Origin of the sequence: Clostridium sp. BL-8 (genome assembly GCF_002006495.1) — a bacterium.
Lineage (GTDB): Bacteria > Bacillota > Clostridia > Clostridiales > Clostridiaceae > Clostridium.
This window is the reverse complement of record NZ_LZZL01000005.1, coordinates 27010-45969: the sequence shown is the minus strand read 5'-3', so window position 1 is coordinate 45969 and position 18960 is coordinate 27010. Positions and strand designations below refer to the sequence as shown.

The 18960-nt window shown below is 31.5% G+C and carries 19 protein-coding genes; 14 read left to right on the top strand and 5 right to left on the bottom strand.

Going from position 1 to position 18960, the window contains the following annotated elements; all coding sequences use genetic code 11:
• Window positions 1-118: 118 nt before the first annotated feature.
• Window positions 119-1084 (top strand): alpha/beta hydrolase, encoded by a 966-nt coding sequence (locus CLOBL_RS02030; RefSeq protein ID WP_077857470.1) that lies wholly within the window; start codon window positions 119-121, stop codon window positions 1082-1084.
• A gap of 384 nt (window positions 1085-1468) precedes the next feature.
• On the opposite strand, the gene CLOBL_RS02025 is transcribed toward CLOBL_RS02030, so the two are convergent.
• Both CLOBL_RS02025 and CLOBL_RS02020 read right to left on the bottom strand, forming a co-directional pair.
• The gene (locus CLOBL_RS02025) at window positions 1469-1852 is read right to left on the bottom strand and encodes a DUF3037 domain-containing protein (protein ID WP_077857469.1); all 384 of its coding nucleotides are present in this window, start codon (window positions 1850-1852) and stop codon (window positions 1469-1471) included.
• A gap of 11 nt (window positions 1853-1863) precedes the next feature.
• Entirely contained in the window at window positions 1864-2670 is an 807-nt protein-coding gene (locus CLOBL_RS02020; RefSeq protein WP_077857468.1) for a HipA family kinase, read from the bottom strand.
• A gap of 285 nt (window positions 2671-2955) precedes the next feature.
• Between CLOBL_RS02020 and CLOBL_RS28360 the strand changes: the two genes are divergently transcribed.
• From CLOBL_RS28360 to CLOBL_RS02010, 3 genes are all read left to right on the top strand, one after another.
• Window positions 2956-3339 carry an AraC family transcriptional regulator ligand-binding domain-containing protein gene (locus tag CLOBL_RS28360; RefSeq protein ID WP_207652347.1) on the top strand — a complete coding sequence of 128 codons (384 nt, stop codon included), beginning with the start codon at window positions 2956-2958 and terminating at the stop codon, window positions 3337-3339.
• Window positions 3320-3958, top strand: a complete 639-nt coding sequence (locus CLOBL_RS28890; protein ID WP_207652346.1) for an AraC family transcriptional regulator — start codon at window positions 3320-3322, stop codon at window positions 3956-3958. The genes CLOBL_RS28360 and CLOBL_RS28890 overlap by 20 nt, the downstream gene beginning before the upstream one ends.
• Before the next feature lie 161 nt (window positions 3959-4119).
• A complete protein-coding gene (locus CLOBL_RS02010; protein ID WP_077857467.1) occupies window positions 4120-4914 on the top strand; it encodes an SDR family NAD(P)-dependent oxidoreductase in 795 nt (264 codons plus the stop codon).
• Between the two features lie 320 nt (window positions 4915-5234).
• Here CLOBL_RS02010 and CLOBL_RS02005 read toward each other — a convergent pair whose 3' ends face one another.
• Complete coding sequence (locus CLOBL_RS02005) at window positions 5235-5807, bottom strand: flavin reductase (protein WP_077857466.1); 573 nt, start codon at window positions 5805-5807, stop codon at window positions 5235-5237.
• A gap of 378 nt (window positions 5808-6185) precedes the next feature.
• Here CLOBL_RS02005 and CLOBL_RS02000 point away from each other — a divergent pair, with 378 nt between their 5' ends.
• Window positions 6186-6527, top strand: coding sequence for a nuclear transport factor 2 family protein (locus tag CLOBL_RS02000; RefSeq protein WP_077857465.1), 342 nt, complete (start codon window positions 6186-6188; stop codon window positions 6525-6527).
• Window positions 6528-6782: 255 nt separating this feature from the next.
• On the opposite strand, the gene CLOBL_RS01995 is transcribed toward CLOBL_RS02000, so the two are convergent.
• Window positions 6783-7613, bottom strand: coding sequence for a nitroreductase family protein (locus CLOBL_RS01995; RefSeq protein WP_077857464.1), 831 nt, complete (start codon window positions 7611-7613; stop codon window positions 6783-6785).
• Between the two features lie 101 nt (window positions 7614-7714).
• Window positions 7715-8626 carry a YafY family protein gene (locus tag CLOBL_RS01990; protein WP_077857463.1) on the bottom strand — a complete coding sequence of 304 codons (912 nt, stop codon included), beginning with the start codon at window positions 8624-8626 and terminating at the stop codon, window positions 7715-7717.
• 415 nt (window positions 8627-9041) lie between these two features.
• Between CLOBL_RS01990 and CLOBL_RS01985 the strand changes: the two genes are divergently transcribed.
• The 9 genes from CLOBL_RS01985 to CLOBL_RS01945 all read left to right on the top strand — a co-directional run bounded on the left by CLOBL_RS01985 (window position 9042) and on the right by CLOBL_RS01945 (window position 18703).
• Window positions 9042-9374: a MazG-like protein gene (locus CLOBL_RS01985; RefSeq protein WP_242953770.1), complete on the top strand. Its 333-nt coding sequence runs from the start codon at window positions 9042-9044 to the stop codon at window positions 9372-9374.
• A 347-nt stretch (window positions 9375-9721) separates the two neighbouring features.
• Window positions 9722-10063 carry a hypothetical protein gene (locus CLOBL_RS01980; RefSeq protein ID WP_077857462.1) on the top strand — a complete coding sequence of 114 codons (342 nt, stop codon included), beginning with the start codon at window positions 9722-9724 and terminating at the stop codon, window positions 10061-10063.
• 220 nt (window positions 10064-10283) lie between these two features.
• Window positions 10284-11306 (top strand): NADPH dehydrogenase NamA, encoded by a 1023-nt coding sequence (gene namA, locus CLOBL_RS01975; RefSeq protein WP_077857461.1) that lies wholly within the window; start codon window positions 10284-10286, stop codon window positions 11304-11306.
• A 93-nt stretch (window positions 11307-11399) separates the two neighbouring features.
• Complete coding sequence (locus tag CLOBL_RS01970) at window positions 11400-11936, top strand: XRE family transcriptional regulator (RefSeq protein WP_077857460.1); 537 nt, start codon at window positions 11400-11402, stop codon at window positions 11934-11936.
• 496 nt (window positions 11937-12432) lie between these two features.
• The gene (dpaL, locus tag CLOBL_RS01965; protein WP_077857459.1) at window positions 12433-13647 is read left to right on the top strand and encodes a diaminopropionate ammonia-lyase; all 1215 of its coding nucleotides are present in this window, start codon (window positions 12433-12435) and stop codon (window positions 13645-13647) included.
• 293 nt (window positions 13648-13940) lie between these two features.
• Window positions 13941-15221, top strand: a complete 1281-nt coding sequence (gene guaD / locus CLOBL_RS01960) for a guanine deaminase (protein WP_077857458.1) — start codon at window positions 13941-13943, stop codon at window positions 15219-15221.
• A gap of 17 nt (window positions 15222-15238) precedes the next feature.
• Window positions 15239-16429 carry a YgeY family selenium metabolism-linked hydrolase gene (locus CLOBL_RS01955; protein WP_077857457.1) on the top strand — a complete coding sequence of 397 codons (1191 nt, stop codon included), beginning with the start codon at window positions 15239-15241 and terminating at the stop codon, window positions 16427-16429.
• Window positions 16430-16486: 57 nt separating this feature from the next.
• A complete protein-coding gene (locus tag CLOBL_RS01950; RefSeq protein WP_077857456.1) occupies window positions 16487-18088 on the top strand; it encodes a D-aminoacylase in 1602 nt (533 codons plus the stop codon).
• A gap of 36 nt (window positions 18089-18124) precedes the next feature.
• Window positions 18125-18703 carry a nucleotidyltransferase family protein gene (locus tag CLOBL_RS01945; RefSeq protein ID WP_077857455.1) on the top strand — a complete coding sequence of 193 codons (579 nt, stop codon included), beginning with the start codon at window positions 18125-18127 and terminating at the stop codon, window positions 18701-18703.
• Window positions 18704-18960 lie beyond the last annotated feature (257 nt).

Here is an 18960-nt window from a genome sequence, read left to right as displayed (position 1 = left end):
GTAAATTTGAGTTTAAAAAATTTCACTTAAAAGTTCCTAAGGAAAGGCAGAATAAAAAAAGTAGAGTTTAGACAGGAATAATTAAAAAAGTATATTTAAATTTTAGGAGTAGACAAAAATGAAAAGTAATATATCACTTATATTGAACGGGAAGGATCCAAAAGTATTGGCTTCACAAAAAGCGGAGCAGAAACTATATTCTTATTATGAATTAAAAACAAAGGACTACTATATCCACTTAGTTAAGGCAGATATCAAAATGAGAGTTACAGAAATTGGAACGGGTAAACCTATTATTTTGGTTCCAGGTAATACTGGAGATGCTTTTCCATTGATACCTCTTATGGCAGAATTAAAAGGTAGAAGAATTATAGCAATCAATCGTCCGGGTGGTGGATTAAGTGATGGTATGGATTATGAAAATGTTGATTTCAGAGAATTAACAATCGAAACTATTGAGACAGTTATGAATACTTTTCAGATTGACAGTGCACCATTTGTGGGGCATTCAATAGGAGGCCATTGGTGCCAATGGTTTGCTATGGATAGACCAGAACGTGTGGAGGCGTTGGTTTTGCTAGGAGTTCCGGGAAATATAATAAATACATGCCCTCCACTAGCATTAAGGATGTTGTCTATTCACGGGATAAACTCAGTACTTTATAGATTTGCAGTGTCAGAAAAAAGAGAGAAGGCACTAAATGGCCTTAAATTTATGGGACATTCGGAAGAGACACTGAGAAAACTTCCTGAGGCGATGGCCGAATGTTATTATAATTTTCAGCAACTTCCGAATTATAAAAAATCCAGTCTGTCTATGATGGAAAGTATCAATAGGCCATGGGGATCGAATGCACGTATAAAAATAAGAGAAAACGAATTACGTAGTATTAAACATCCAGTATTGTATTTATGGGGAACAAATGATCCATTTGGAAGCATTGCGACTGGAAGGCACATTGCAGGATATGTAAAGAATTCAGTGTTTCATGAAGTGCAGAATGCTGGCCACTTGCCATGGTTAGATAAGGCACAGGAATGTGGTGCACAGATATTGGGGTTCTTAGCTAAAAATGATAAATAATAATTATTTATTATTTTTGATTAAGATTTTAAGGTTTCATCAAAATTCAAATGTTCTAAAATGTGTTCATTTGTCATAATTAAAATATCTCCTTTTTATTAGAGTATTTCATGATATATAGGTTTGTTTATAGCAAGAAAATGTTGGATAAGTAGGTTTTAAGGAGACCAACGTGATAGTGTTTTAGTACTATTTACATAATTATAAATTGCATTTTGTGATATTCTAATATAAAGAGTAATACATTGAAGTAGCTGTTATTAGTTAATTATTGGAGGAGTGAATACGAGTCGAGTTTCCTTATAAAAAAGGGAACATTAAATCAATAAATATTCCATTAAAAATTTCATTTATTAATAGAAGCGAAGCTATTAAATCAATACGCTACTTTATAATAATTTCTTCATTAAAATCAGAAATTAAATATTGTTTTGAGCATTTTTTTACAAAGTCTTCAAAGTTATCTACCTTAGTTGAAATAATTTCAGTAAATTTTAAATCATTAATATAAAACTTAGTATATTTCTCTAATGAAAACTTAGGCGCTTTAGCAATATCGACAATTTCATCTTCGATGCCTTCAAGTTGTAATTTGACTAAATCTATATCTAAGTTCTCATTAAATAAATGGACTCTATCCCAATTTTGGGTTGAAATTAAAGCAGTTTCTTTTGTATCTCTATTAAATAATAAAATAGCTAATGTTATGCAGTCTTTTGAAACCAAAGATGGATGATGGCATAAAATAGAATAATCAATATTAAGCATGAAATCACTTCCTAATAATTAGTATTTAGAATTAAACCTGCATAGTAGTCAATATGCTCCATTCTATACAATAAATATTGAATTAATGCCTTTAATTCATTTTTATTATGTTCAAATACTTCAGGGATTTTATCAACGATGCTTTCCAAAAAGTCTTTTGTTAAATTTTCTTTGAAATAATCTACTGTTTCTTTCATAACATTAAGGTCAAGATTTAAGATTGATTTGAATTTTGCATAGTGGTACCAATTATCAGCCATTATGGCAGAATCTTTAAAATCTTCATCTATAATTTTATATTCAAGTGCGTGGGTATTCCATAACGCTTCTAGATTAAAAGTATGACTATGATCTATAATGTATAGTTGTCTATTGGATTTTGAAAGTGAAATAAGAAGATTCCCCTTATTTCTATCTTTATTATAAATTAAATGATCAAATAACATTAATTTAGGTAATAACCATTCATAATTACTTGCAAGTTGCAGCATTTTGGTTGAGGTTACTACGGTAACAGGTTCTAAAAATTCTGAACAAAAGGCTAATCCAAAACAGGAATCAGAAAAGTCCTCTAGGTCTAATACTTTTTTAGATATTACTGTATTTGCATCGATAATCCCTAATTTGGCATCAGGAATTGGAAAGTTTAATTTTTTAGCTATGTAATGACAAACCAATTCATTTATTAAAGTTTTATTTCCTTCAATATTATTGAAGGTTTTTATAATATAATTTTTATTATTAACAACTCCAAGTATAGGAATAGTAGCTCCATTGCCTATTGGATATAATAATTCATCTACATGATACGTGTCCAACTTTTAATCCTCCTATACATAGTCCGATAAATCTAGTGAATAGATAAGTTTATTAATTATATCATATTTTATATAGATAAGTGGGAATTATTAAATTTAGATAGTAGCATTAATGCATTTAAGGTATTTAATAATGTTTGGCGCAATTTGCAAGTAACTTGTCGTATTGTGCTAGTTACATGGGCATATTTAATAGGTATAATGTAATAAATGTTTAACTAGCAAGGTAAATGTAATTATAGCTAAATTAGTGAATATGTAAATATTTAAAGGAGGGTATTATGTATGACATCTCATGCACGAATTAAAATTACGGCAGGATTTTGGGAAAGTTTATATCAATTAGGAATTGATGCTAAGCATGTAGTTAGAAAAGCACGGCTACCGCTTACAATTATTACAGCTCCTTTTGTAACAACCACTCAATATTTTGCAATCTGGAAAGCTTATTCAGATATTATTGATGATACTGCTGAGGGTATTATTAAGCTTGCGACTGCATTTGATGTAGCCCATTATCCACCGACTGTTCTAGCAACTTATCACGCTCGCGATTATCGTGATGCGTTAAAGCGAATGGCTAGATATAAGCAACTGTGCCCTCCTGAAGGTTTGCACATTACCGAGAAAGGTGATGTGCACAATAGAATTGGAATGGTTGTATGTTGAACAGCCTGGTCCACCGATTTTGGTTGGTATTACACTGGCATTTCTTTTGGAGTTAGGTCGCAGGGGCACAGCTCAACCTTTAATAGCTAAGTTAGTAGAATTTTCTGATTCTATGGGTAATGTAGAGGTGCTTGAAGCTTACTTTGGCTGCCACGTTAAGATTGGTGCAAATTGTAATCGCTTGACGTTACATCGAGGAGATTTGGACCGCCCATTTGTTTCATACAATGCAGAGTTGTTAGAGATTTTGACTCCAGTACTCGAACAATCGTTGGATGAGCGACAACGCAGTTATTCAATTACTGAAATGGTCAAGTGGATTGTAAAGCGTAGCCTAACCGGAGGGTGTCCAGATATTCAGACTGTCGCGAGTGAACTAGGAATGAGTAATCGCACATTGCAGCGCCGTCTTATTGATGAAGGTACGAGCTTTAAGAATGTATTGACACAAGTAAGGCATGAGCAGGCAATAGAGTACTTGACAGACTTATCTCTCGACATTAAAGAAGTAGCCTTCATGATTGGATATGAAGACAAAAATTCATTCTATCGCGCTTTTCGACTTTGGGAAGGTAATACTCCGTCAAATTGGCGTGCTGAACATTTAGGCAAAAATTAGATAAATTGACTTTGTTTTAAAAGTAAAATGTTTAACAATATATTATAAAAAAGTTAATATAATAAAAAAGTTAATATAATAAAAATTACAAAAGAATAAGAATGTTTATTTAAATTAACTTTTTAAAATCTTAATAAGTAATTTAAAAGGAGAAATGTACCATGGATATGGAATTAAACAATAAAACAGCTTTAGTTACGGGATCAACAAAAGGTATAGGTAAAGCAATTGCTATGGAACTTGCTAAGGAAGGTGTTAATGTACTAATTAATGCACGAAATTATGAAGAAGTAGAACAGATTGTAAATGAAATTAAATCAAAATTTCCATCTACTTCTCCTCAAAATGCTACAGCAGATATTGTGAATATTAAACAAAGAGAAGCTTTATTTGAGAAATATCCTAACATTGATATTTTAGTTAATAATATGGGTATCTATGAAGTTATGGAATACAATGATGTTGAAGATGAAATCTGGGAAAAATACTTCAAAACTAATGTTCTTGCTGCAAATGGATTATGTAAATTTTATTTACCTAAAATGTTAGAAAATAATTATGGTCGCATTATTTTTATTGCAAGTGAAGAAGCAATTATGCCTTCTGGACAAATGCCACAATATTGCATGACAAAATCAATGTTATTATCATTATCAAAAAGTTTATCTAAATTAACAACAGGAAAAGAAGTTACAGTTAATACAATTATGCCAGGGCCAACACTTTCTGAAAATGTATATGAAATAGTTGATGGTGTATATTCTGACAAAAATATGACATTTGAAGAAAAGGAGAAAAAATTTATGGCTGCAAATTTACCTCAATCTGAAATACAGCGTTTTATTAGACCAAGTGAAATAGGTAGATTAACTACATTTGTGTGCAGCCCTTATGCAGGGTCATTTAAAGGTTCTCCAATTCGTATGGATGGAGGAATGGTACCGACTATTTATTAAATATGTCTTATTATTTATACATAAACGATTATAGGTACTTATTCTTCAGAATGTTACCATAAGAGAATATATATTCTAAAACATATTAAAATATATATTCTAAAGAATATGCGCCTAAAATGAGGACTGAGAGTGATTTTTTATAAAAGTATTAATATTTAATGCTTTTTACAGCACTAGTCATATATCCATAAGAGTAGCAGATAAATTATTGAGGTGTGGATATACATTAAGCGCTTGATATTGATTTACATATTGGAGTAGATTAATTGAAAGCGCTTAATGCTGATATTAACATAAAAAAATAATTGGGAAAAATATCAGAATGATTTCAAATATTTCATCCAGTCTCCACGGTTTCCAATTTTATTCCCAATAGCATAATAATTGAATGGGGCATAAATAGCAGGATCTAATTTGTTTAGATCGACCTTACTGAAATCAATATTTTCTAGGGCCTCATCTATTTGTATATTTTCTATTTCTGAAATGAATAAATGACTTCCATTTAACTCAATTACTTTTCTAACATTGCATTCGTATATCCATCTGCTTTGTTCAAGCATAGGTATATTTTGATCTTCATTCCATGTGTAATCATATTTGACTTTATCTTTTTTTCCACTAGTACCTGTAGTTGATCCCAAATAATCTGCAAGCCAAATCATATCCTGGCTGACTAAGTTGGCAGGAAATTTATTTTCTCTTAGGAGATTTATTCTCGTCTGTTTATTTCCTCCAATGGTCATAACAATATGCGGAGTATTGTCAACAGTTACCTCTAGCCATGTGATAGTACCGAAGTTCGGTGAACCATCAGCATTTTTGGTACCAATAATATATATAGGTTGTGGAAAGAATATTAAACTTGGTTCAATACTAATTTTCTTCAATGTATAATACCTCCAAAATTTATTTTTGATATATTGTCATTATCATCATATTATCATGTCAAACTTGAAAACAGTATGTCATATTAAAGTTAGATTTATTTATTTTCCTTATAAAAATGAACCCAGCAGAGAGTATAGATATTTCTGCTGGGTTCACTTTTATCAATTAAGCTTTGATACTGTTACATGTTTATTCTTTAGTATTACAATTTTTGTTATACATTTGCAGCTTTCTTTTTAAAGACGCACGTACCAACATACCTACTTAATTAGTATTGAATATAACATATGCGAAAATAGCATCTATAACATGACGGTATGTTGTCATGTTATAGATGCTATACTTCTTTTATAATCAAAATATGAGGAGTGAAATTTATGAATAAACAAGCGTTGCCTAAAATTATTGAAAGTTATATTGATGCTTCAAATAAACATGATGTGGAGGCGTATGTAAATACTTTTTCAGATAGTTGTGAGATTCAAGAGAAATCCATAGGGAGCAATCTTATTGGAAAAAATGAAGTGAGAAATTATTTCAGTACATATTTTGTAGGTTATGAAACCTATACGGAAATTATAGAGTACTATGTGAAAGAAAATTTTGTAGATATGCGAGTATTATTTAAAGGTAACTTCCCAGAAAATGAAATTACCGGATTATATCAGTTTTTTATTGAGGAAGGCAAAATTGTAAAATTAGTAGCAGATTTGGAATAAGAGTTAAATGGTTATTTATCCTATTAATTTTAGTAAGGCATATGATGGAAAATAGGCAGGCAAATCTACTTGTTATTTTGGATCATACCTAAATATATTAGATATAAAAAGAGAGATAAAGCAAATTTATCCCTCTTTTCATATTGGTGTATATTTTGGATGTATTGTAAATAATGAAAATTTTTATTTTGTATATTCCTTGTATTTAACTAATTTTACCTTTTGATTCTTAAAAATACAGATTATCTGTTAAAATTATTGCCATGTAACTTGAAGAGGATCTCTGTCTACCAATCGCTTGTATGTATACTTTGGATAGCCTACGAACATTGCACCGGTTACTTGCTTGTCTTTAGGAAGATTTAGTAATTTTAAAAGTGGTTCATGATTAGATGCGGCGCAGCCATCAACTAAACCTGAGAAACAACCCCCAAGGCCTAATGTTGTAGCAAATAATTGTGTATAAATTAATGACATATAAGAATTTTCACGTCCTGTAGCAAAATCTTTATCAGCCATTGCTATAATTAAACAAGGGGCAGAACGTAGAACAACATCCTCATGGGTATTATGATATATATCAATAGTCATTTCTATGTTATCAAAATATTTTGTGCCAGATAGTTCAGGGGTTTTTATTAATACTTTTTCTGTCCAGTCAATGACAACTTCTGAGATTTGATGCAATAAATTTGGATCGTCTACAACATGATACGATATTCCTTGTGTATTACAACCTGATGGAGCCATTCGTGCAACGTCAAGAAGTTTTTTTACTTCATCTCTTGGAATAGTTTTTTCTTTATAGCTGCGGACAGAACGACGCGAACGTATGAATTCGGCTGCTGTATCTTCATCAAATTTTTGGGTACTTTTCGCTACTTGATTAGCCAGTGGAGTTTTTACATTATCGAGTGCTTCCATAGGACAAACAGCTACACATTGACCACAGCTCATGCAAAGATTTTCATCTCGTATTGCCTGAGGCCCATTTTCTCCCATACCAATAATACCTATGCAGACTGAAGCGCAGGCACCACACTTTACACATTTCTCTTGATTAACTTTAATAAAATCTAAGTTCATTTTATTATCTCTCCTTTATATATCTAGTGTACTTGCTTGTACACTGCTTGATTTTCTTCATTATATAAAGAGCAATAGAACAGCAGTGTGTCATATTTGAATTAAAAGTTATAAAAATTTAATGTATTTTTTAATTCATCTGTAATAGCCTTTCGTATATGCTCTGGTTCCAATACTCTTACAGAGCTTCCAAAAGATAAAATATAACTAGTTAGCCATTCATTATCAGGAAGTATTACGTCAAGGGTAAAGCTACCGTCATCATTTGGAAAGATGAATGAATCATCAAAATAATCATATATCCTATTTAAAACATGAGATTTAACATAAAGCTTCAAGTTAATAAAAGACTGAGAAGCAGTGTCCCATTTTTTCAATGAAGGTTCTGCTATCAATTTTTTATCAAAGGTCTCTTTCAAAATATTTAAGTTTTTCAATCTTGATATTCTAAATATTCTTTGCTCTTTACGCTGACGGCAAAAAGCTAGCAAGTACCAGGTGTCATTCTTAAAAATAAGTTTATTAGGCTCCGCCAAACGCTTACTTTTATTCCCCTGGGCATTTATATAGTCAAACTCAATGACATTTTGTTGCAGAATAGCTAGTTTTATATGATTAAACTTGTTTTTCTCATCAGGACAGCTTTTCCAATGGGAAAAATCAACTTCAATGAAATTGTAGTCGGAAGAATTATTGAATATTGCCCCCATCTTTTCAAGGATGCTGTCTAATTCATGATATTGAGTTGCTTGCATTGCTTTGAGTGATAACATTAAGTTTTTGCTTTCTAAATCAGAAATAAGCGCTTTGCTTAATGTATAATTTTCCATAAGATGTATTCCGCCTCCATTACCTTTGCTCATGTATACAGGTACACCAACGGAAGAAAGAACATCAACATCTCTATAAATAGTTCGTGTTGATACTTTGAAGTTTTCAGCTAATTCTTTAGCGGTTATGGATTTTTTTCCGAGAAGTATATATATAATTTGAAACAATCTGTTGATTTGCATAATATCACCTACCTTTTATAGAGTATAAACCATGTAATATGACATAATAGCGTCATATTATATGGCTTATTAAAATTATTGTTCATTAATATATTTATCTATGAACAAGATTTGATAAATTGCTGGGTTTCTTATGATACTAGTAAAGCAAGATGCTATTGGATGTAATGACTGCATGAGTCCAAGCCAATGGGGAAGATGTGTACTTAACAAATAGTATAAATTTCTAAGTATTTATGGATAATAAAAATATAATGCTCTTGTTCTCAGTTAGCAAAGACATTATATTTTTATAAATTTTTTGGTTTTAAATAAATGAAAAATATTAATAGTTTACTTTTAATATGACAAACTGTTGTCAAATTCAGAATGCTAGAATGAAGATGTATTAAACACAAATTTTTGTAGGAAGAAGATGAATAAAATGAAGGATATGAATTTTAGTGATGTGGTTGAAAGCTCTATTAAAATAAGAAAACTCTATCAAAAATTAGAAAAACAGTACCATGGAAAGGAATGGACGGTAGAAGAAGATGCATTAGCTTTTTTAACAGATGCTGGTTTGGTCGGGCGTTTGACTATGTCTCAGCAAGAGCGTTGGCCCAAAGGGAGAGATACAACTTCTGAACTTGAACATAAGCTTGCTGAATGTATATGGTGGCTAGTTGTTTTAGCTGATCGTATGAATATTGATATAAGTGAAGCACTTCAGATATTTTTGTCCAAGACAGAAAATCAGCTTCAATAAGTAATTAAAGGAATACATTATCTAAATTAAATAATGTGTTTTTTGTGTAAAAAATTATTTGAAATTTTTATAAGGAGGGTTGATCAGTCAGATTTATTGAAAAATAGCTTTAGTAGTACGTTGTACTACGTTTTTTTGATTTTACTTCAGATATCCATTTTTATTGTCTTAAAAATCATATTTAATGCAACATTAGAAAGAGTAGCGAATATAATAAATATGGATTAGAAATGATTAATATATGAAGTTTAGTGTTTACTTTAGAGATAATATGCAAAGGTATGCTAGACTACGTATTATAAATAATAGATCAAAGACAGTAAAAAATGTATATGGGGGTAATTTTCATGATAAAAGATAAATTCGATAAAAATAAGGATAGAGACAGTGTAGGTATTGACTTTGTTTTTGATAATAATGGAGACTATATTTATACAGATAGTGAATATGGTTTTGGCAAAAAAGTAAATATTCGCGGAAAGATTACAACTCCAGAAGATGGAATTTACTCTGCAGAGATTATATCTTCAGATGGCGGCGGCGGTAAATGGGATAATGTTAAAGCCAATGAAGAAGTAACTTGTGTTATAAATACAAGTATTCTCCATAAGACAACTGTTACAGTTAAAATACATTCAAACAAGTCTAACTGTAATGGACATACTGTCATAGATTATTTTTTAGGATAATTAATAAATATAAAATAATGTAGCACGGATACTTACTATATTGTAGTAACTATCCGTGCTATTATAATTTAATGATTAAGCATATATAATATATTTGCAATAAAGTGTTGATATATAGGTACACAATTATGTAATATTATAATAAATAAGACATAAGCTAAGGTATGCGTTAAAAATAAACATATAAAATATAATAACTTATGCGAAAGGTGGAATAATTGTGTCAAAACTTTTTTCAAAATTTAAGCTTAAGGATTTAGAATTAAAAAATAGAATTGCAATGGCACCTATGTGTATGTATACTGCTAAAGATGATGGTTTAGCTACAGAGTGGCATAAGATACATTATGCTACAAGGGCAATTGGTGGAGTCGGCCTTATAATACAAGAAGCTACTGGAGTTGAGAGCAGAGGGAGAATAACTGATAAAGATTTGGGAATATGGGATGATTCTCAAATTAAAAACTTAAAAGAAATAGTTAATACTTGTAAAAATTATGGAGCTGTCATGGGAATACAGTTAGGACATGCAGGAAGAAAATGCGAAATTAAAAGCTTAGAAACAATAGCGCCAAGTGCAATAGCATTTAATAATGAGTATAAGATTCCAAAAGAAATGACTAAAGATGATATCAAGGTAGTAATAGAAGCCTTTAAAATAGCTGCAAAAAGATGCCTGGAAATAGGATATGATATTATAGAGATTCACGGTGCTCATGGGTATTTAATTAATCAATTCTTATCACCGCTTTCAAACAAGAGAAGTGATGAATATGGTGGAAATACAGAAAATAGAGCAAGATTTTTAAAAGAAATTATAAAGGCAGTTAGGGAAGTATGGCCTAAGGAAAAGGCTATAATACTCAGAGTAAGTGCAGAGGATTATGTTGAAGAAGGAAATCATCCAGAGGAATTAGCACAAATAATTAACTTGGTTAAGGATGAAGGTATAGATATAATAAATGTTAGTTCAGGGGCAGTTGTTCCAGCAAGAATAAAGGCATATCCTGGATATCAAATAAAATTTGCTGAGATAATAAAAGAAAAGACAGGACTTCCTGTAATTGCTGGAGGCCTTATAACAACAGCAGATATGGCAGAGGAAATATTACAAAATAATAGAGCGGATATGATATTTTTAGGAAGAGTGCTATTAAGAAATCCATATTGGCCACTAAATGCAGATTATGAATTGGATAATGAAACAATCTGGCCTAAGCAATATGAAAGAGGAAAAATATGATTTTGAATTGTTGACTATTTTTTTAAGCTAATAGATAATGGTAAATATATAAAGAGGCTGTAAATATGTACTAAGTATTGGGGGAGACGTTGCATGATCGGACAAAAAATCAGAGAAAGAAGACAACAACTTGGATTAAGTCTTAAAGAGTTAGCAGAAAAGACAGATTTAACATCAGGTTTTTTAAGTCAAATAGAAAGAGATTTATCAGAGCCTTCGATTTCATCACTGCGTAAGATTTCTGAAGTTTTAGGTGTAGCTGTATTTTATTTTTTAGTAGATGACAAAGGTAAAAATCCTGTAGTAAAGAGAAATGAACGAAAGAAAATAAGATTCTCGGAATCTCATATGACTTACGAGTTATTATCTCCAGATATGGATAGACAGATGGAGATGTTTATGGCTAAATTAGAATCAGGAGCTATGACTTGTAGTGAACCGCTGACTCATCCAGGTGAAGAAGTAACTTATGTTCTTAAGGGAAAGATGTGGATAAAGATAGGTGAAGACGAATATACACTTGAGCAGGGTGATACAATATACTATTTTGGAACAACTCCTCATCAGATAATAAATACTGGAGATGAAGAAATGATATTTATTTCAACTATAACTCCTCCTCAATTTTAAAAATAGATAACAATTAAGAGTTCATTGACAATATTATTTGTTAGTGATATTATACTTATATTAAATAAGTTTAGTCATACTAAATTTATAAGTGGCAACGAGGTCATCGCTATTTTATTAGTGATGACCTTTTTTGCATAAAGGAAATTATAAAATTTTCTAGAGATTTAAGGTCTATGAAAGAAAATAGTCAGGCTGATTGACCTGCTATTTTTTAGATGATGCCTAATGTCATGTTGATTAAATATAAGTAAAAAAGAATGAATAAATTAATAGTGAGAAATGTACAATTGACAGTGTAGAGAAAAAAGCTTACAGCTTTTCTTAAAGTGTATTCTTAGAAATTCAATGAGGAATTTTAGAGGTATATGAGAGAAAATAATAAGTTTAAATATGCTGAGGGAATTTTGGATAATGTATTATCTTAAATTGTACATTGAAAACTGTAAGTTTAAGTGCAAGTATTTATGTATTAAAAGTAGAGGAGAAAGTCAGAATGGGTGAAGAATTTAAGAATGTTAGTCAGGAGAGAAGAAAAGGAAAGAAGACATCGTTGGAATTTTTAAACATTGATGCAGCTAGAAAGGCACAGAAATTTCATAAGAGTTTTAATAATTATAGTATAACGCCTCTAACACAGCTTAAAAATTTGGCAGATACGATAGGAGTAAACAATATATATGTAAAGGACGAATCATATAGATTTGGGTTAAATGCTTTTAAGGTATTAGGTGGAAGTTATGCAATAGGAAATTATATTGCAGAAAAATTAGGACAAGATATAGATGAACTTCCATATGAAAAAATGATTTCTAATGAGGTGAAAAGCAAACTTGGAGATATAACTTTTATTACTGCGACAGACGGAAATCATGGTAGAGGTGTGGCATGGACGGCAAATCGATTAAAACAAAAATCTGTTGTTTATATGCCGAAGGGAAGTTCTTTAGAGAGACTAAATAACATAAAGTCAGAAGGTGCAGAAGCCTCAATAACTGACATGAATTATGATGAAGCAGTAAGATTTTCAAATGAATTAGCAGAGAAAAATGGCTGGGTAATGGTTCAAGATACGGCGTGGGAAGGATATGAGAAGATTCCAACTTGGATAATGCAGGGATATACCACAATGGCATACGAAGTATATATGCAGCTACAGGAAATGAAAGCAGAAATGCCAACACATATTTTTCTTCAGGCAGGTGTTGGAGCTTTTGCAGGTGCTGTTCAAGGATTCTTTGCTAGTGTTTATGGAGAAAACAGGCCAATAACGACAATAGTAGAACCTAATAAAGCTGATTGCATTTATAAGACAGCAGAGAAAAATGATGGAGAGCTTCATTTTGTAACAGGTGATATGGATACAATAATGGCAGGGCTTGCCTGTGGGGAACCTTGCAGCATAGGATATAAAGTTCTTAGGGATTATAGTGATAATTTTGTATCATGTCCAGATTTTATTACTGCAAAAGGGATGAGAACAATGGGAAATCCAGTTGGAAATGATAAAAAAGTAATTTCAGGTGAAAGCGGAGCAGTGACCTTAGGACTTGTAGCTGAAATTATGGAAAATTCAGATTTACAGTGGTTAAAAGATAAATTGAAACTTGATAAAAATTCAAGAATCCTCTGCTTCAGCACTGAAGGAAATACAGATAAAGAAAGTTATAAAGACATAGTCTGGAATGGAAAGTACCCAAGTTATAGATAAATAACATTGAGTTTAGAGTTATGTGGTGGGCAACCGAAATTTCATACATTTTTGTTCCAGAGGACTTATGAAATTTTCGCTGGAAGGGTTCTAAATTGGAGCATGCACCCATTTCAGCATGTTCCTAAAACAAGTTTAGGACAAGCCGTAAATGGAACAAGCTCCAATTAAGAACCTTCAGCAGCTCAATTTCAAATGCCTCTTTTACAAAAATGTATGAAATTTCTAGTGCAATACACAAAAAAATAAAAAGTAAAGTTATATATTAGCTGATTAAAAGGGGGCGGGAGAGTATGAGAGACTTGGAGAAGAATGTAAAAATATTAAAAGGAAATATTATATATACTGAAAATAGTGATTCGTTTAATGTAGTTGAAAAGGGATTTATTATAGTTAAGGATGGCATTGTCGATGGTACTTATGAAAAATTGCCTGAGGAATTTAAAGATGTGCAAGTTGAAGATTACGGAGATAAATTAATAATCCCTGGATTTATAGACTTGCATACCCATGCTTCTCAATTTGCTATAAAAGGAATTGGATACGATAAGGAGCTTTTGCCTTGGCTTGAAACCTATACTTTCCCAGAAGAAGCAAAATTCATAGATAAGGTTTATGCTGAAAAGGTATATAAAGAATTTGTTGATGAATTATATGAAGAAGGTACTACAAGAGCAGTTATTTTTGCAACTATTCATTCTGAGGCTACAGAGATTTTGATGAAGCTTCTTGAAGAAAAAGGAATAGAAGCCTATGTTGGAAAAGTGAATATGGATAGAAATTGTCCAGATACATTAAAGGAAAAGAGTGATGAATCTGTTGAAACTACTATAAAGTGGATAGAGAATTCCAGCAAGAAGTATAAGTATGTAAAACCAATAATTACTCCTAGATTTGTTCCAAGCTGTACAAGCCATTTAATGAAAGAATTAGGAAGTATAGCAGTAAGTAAATCTATGCCGGTACAATCACATTTATCTGAAAATTTATCAGAGATTGAGTGGGTAAAAGAATTGCATCCTGAATGCAAAAATTATGGTGAGGTTTATGATAAGTTTAATCTCTTTGGGCAGACCAAAACAATAATGGCTCACTGTGTATATTTAACAGAGGATGAGATAAATATAATTGAGGATAATAATGTAACTATAGCACATTGTCCAACTTCCAATGTAAATATATCTAGTGGAATAGCACCTATAAATACATTGCTTAGAAAGAAAAAAGTGAAAATTGGACTCGGTTCAGATATAGCTGGAGGAGAAAGCTTAAGCCTGCTTTCTGTAATGAAATCAGCAGTTAGTTTGTCAAAAATGAGAGCCATATGCTTTAAGGAAGAAGAAAAAGCGTTAACACTTCCAGAAGTTTTTTACTTAGCAACGAAAGGCGGAGGAAGCTTTTTTGGGAAGGTTGGAAGCTTTGAAAAGAGTTATGAATTTGATGCATTAATAATAGATGATGATAACTTATGGAAAGTTAATAAAGGAAATATAGAAGAAAGATTAGAAAAGTTAGTTTATTTAGGTAATAAGGGAAACATAATTAAAAGGTATGTATGTGGAAGAGAAATATAGGAAAGAGGTAGTTTTATATGGATAAGGAGAAAAAAGAAAAATTAATAAAGCTTTGTCAAGATGTCATAAAGATACAAAGTTACTCTGGAAGCGAAGGAAATGTGGTTAAATGCATCGAAGAAAACATGAAAAATGCAGGTTTTGATGAAGTTATTGTAGATAAATATGGAAGCATAGTTGGAAAAATAAAAGGAAATAGACCAGGTAATAAAGTACTTTTCGATGCTCATATAGATACAGTTCCAGTGGGAAATCTAGAAGAATGGAAGCATGATCCATTTGGGGCAGAGATATGTGATGACAAGATTTATGGAAGAGGTACTTCAGACATGAAGGGTTCTTTAGCAGCAATGATAACTGCAGCAGAATATTTTACGAAGGACACTAATAGAGACTTTCCAGGGGAAATATATATTTCAGGAGTTGTTCATGAAGAGTGCTTTGAAGGCGTTGCAGCAAGGAATATAAGTGAGCTTGTTAAACCTGACTATGTAATTATAGGTGAAGCTTCTGAGTTAAATTTAAAAATAGGACAACGTGGTCGTGCTGAAATTGTAGTAGAGACCTTTGGAGTTCCAGCTCATTCTGCTAATCCGGAAAAGGGAATTAATGCAGTTTATAGCATGGCGAAGGTGATAAATAAGCTTCAGGAAATCAAATATGAAGAAGATGAATTTTTAGGAAAAGGAATTTTAGAGCTTACTGATATCAAATCTTCACCTTATCCAGGAGCATCAGTTGTTCCAAGCTATTGTAAGGTGACTTATGATAGAAGATTATTAGTTGGAGAGACTAAAGAGGGTGTTTTAGAACCTATTGTAAAACTGCTTGAAGAGCTAAAAAAGGAATTTCCTAATATAGATTACAAAGTTTCTTATGCTAAAGGAACTGAAAAATGTCATACAGGAGAATTTATTGAAGGAGAAAGATTTTTCCCAGCCTGGTGCTATAAAGAGGAGGAAACTTTTGTACAAAAAACTTTTGAAGGTTTAAAAAATATAGGATTAGATCCTAAGATAACTAACTATTCCTTCTGTACTAATGGAAGCCACTACGCAGGAGAAGCTAATATAAAGACTATAGGTTTTGGTCCATCAAAAGAAAATATAGCCCATACTATAGATGAATATATTGAAATAGAGCAGCTTGCAGGTGCATGTGATGGCTATTACAAAATAATGGAGACATTATTAGGATTAGAGGCATAAGCCTTAGGAGAATGATTTCATGACATTTTGTGCTTCGAGAAAGGAAGGGTTATAAAAATGCAGTGGATGATAAGTAATGGAACTATAGTTGATGGAAGTAAAAAGCAGGCGTATGTTGGAGATATTATAATAGAAGATTCTGTAATTAAAGAAATCGGAGAATTAAGTAATAAAAAAGAAGAAATGGAGTATGTACTGGATGCTAAAGGAAAGGTTGTAGCACCAGGCTTTATTGATACTCACAGTCATTCCGACCTGAAGATACTAAGTGACAGAGACATTAGACCTAAAATATATCAGGGAATAACCACTGAGGTTTTAGGGCAGGATGGTATATCCATGGCACCTTTACCTAAGAAATATATTAAGGACTGGAGAAAAAATTTGAGCGGACTTGAAGGGGACAGCGATGATATTTCATGGAATTATGAAACTGTTACGGATTATTTTCATGAAATTGAAACTAAAGGTCTCACATCTAATATATGTTATCTTGTTCCTCATGGTAATATCAGAATGGAAGCAATGGGGCTTTCAGCTGATAAAGCAGGTAAAGAAGAGCTTGAAAACATGAAGAGGATTTTAAGAAGAGAGCTTGAAGCAGGGGCAGCAGGATTATCTTCAGGTCTCATATATATTCCATGTGCTTATGGTGATACAGAAGAATTAATTGAACTTTGCAAGGTGGTTGCAGAATATAATAAGATTTTCGTGGTGCATCAGAGAAGTGAAGCAAATGAAATCATAGAGTCTATGAAAGAGATAATCAGAATAGGCAGAGAAAGTAAGGTGAAAATACACTTTTCTCATTTTAAGATATGCGGAAAGAATAATTGGGATAAAGCAGAGGAAATAATTTCACTTATGGAGGAAGCAGAGAAAGACGGCGTTAGGATATCATTTGATCAATATCCTTATGAAGCTGGAAGTACTATGTTAAGTGTCATAATTCCACCGTGGGTTCACAGCGGTGGAACTAACAAAATGCTTGAGAGAATCAAATCAGAAGAGTTGAGAGCTAAGATAATACCAGAAATCTATGAGACTAACTGTAATTGGGATAATTTCGTTGAATTTGCAGGTATTGATGGAATATATATTACTTCAGTAAAAACTGATAAAAACAAAAATGTGATAGGTAAGAACTTAAAAGAACTAGGTGAAATGAGAGGAAAAGATCCAGTAGAAGCAACTTTAGATTTATTAATTGAGGAAGAAAATGCTGTAGGTATGATTGATTATTATGGTTCTGAGGAACTTGTAATTAAATTCATGAAAAGAAAAGAACAAAATTTTTGTACAGATGGATTGCTTGGAGGGAAGCCGCACCCAAGAGTATATGGTGCTTTTCCAAGAGGTCTTGGAAGATATGTAAGAGAACTTAAAGCCCTATCATTAGAAGAAGCAGTGTATAAAATGACCTATAAAGCTGCAGAGACAATGGGAATAAAAGATAGAGGATATATTTCACCAGGCTTTAAAGCAGATATAGTCATTTTTAATAAAGATGAGATAATAGATAAGGGAACGTTCATAGAACCAGAACAATATCCAGAAGGTATATCTCATGTGATTGTGAATGGAAATATTGTTATAAAAAATGGTGAATACTCACAAGGAAATTATGGAACACTTATAAAGCAAATAAATGAAAACTAGTAAATTGGTACAAAACATGAGGAAAGAAGAATTTATATGGGTGTAGATGGAGTTATACTTGCGGCTGGATATTCAAGTAGGGCTAATGCCTTTAAAATGGAACTGGAAATTAATAAAAAGGCGATATTACAAAGGTGCATAGAGTCTTTATATGATGAATGCGATAAAATAATAGTAGTCAGCGGCTACAAAAACGAAAAGATAAACAAGTTAGTTGAAGGCTATGCTAAGGTAAAAGTAGTATATAATGAAGAATTTCATAAAGGAATGTTCAGCTCTGTAAAAAAGGGAATACGAAGTGTTACTCAGGATAGATTTTTGCTTACTCCTGGAGATTATCCGTTAATAAGTAAAGAGGTAGTTAAAAAAATAGTAAAAGAGAAAAATGACATAGTTATTCCGAGTTATAATAACAAAGGCGGACATCCAATTTTGTTAAGCAGCTCGCTTATAAATGATATATTAGCTGAAGATGAAGGTTCTAATTTAAAAATATATTTAAGTAAAAAGAAATGCTCATATTTAAATATAGATGACATAGGAATTTTAATGGATGTTGACACTGATAAGGATTATGAATCTGTAAAAGAAACTCTAATAAAAAAACCATATTGAAAAGATTTTTTGATATTATTGACTTTTGTGTTAAAAAAGATATATAATTTTTAATAAAAGTAAAAAAGTTAATTTAGATTAAACGGACAAAGAGGTCTTATTTCTGAAATTGGAAATGAGGCCTCTTTTTGCATATACATAGGTATTTGAAATTTCAAGTTACACCATATTCGAAACTTTGCTGCTTAAAGTCAGTTGAAAATATAGATTAAAAGTAATAAGTTATATTACCAAATATTAAAATTAAATATAGGAAG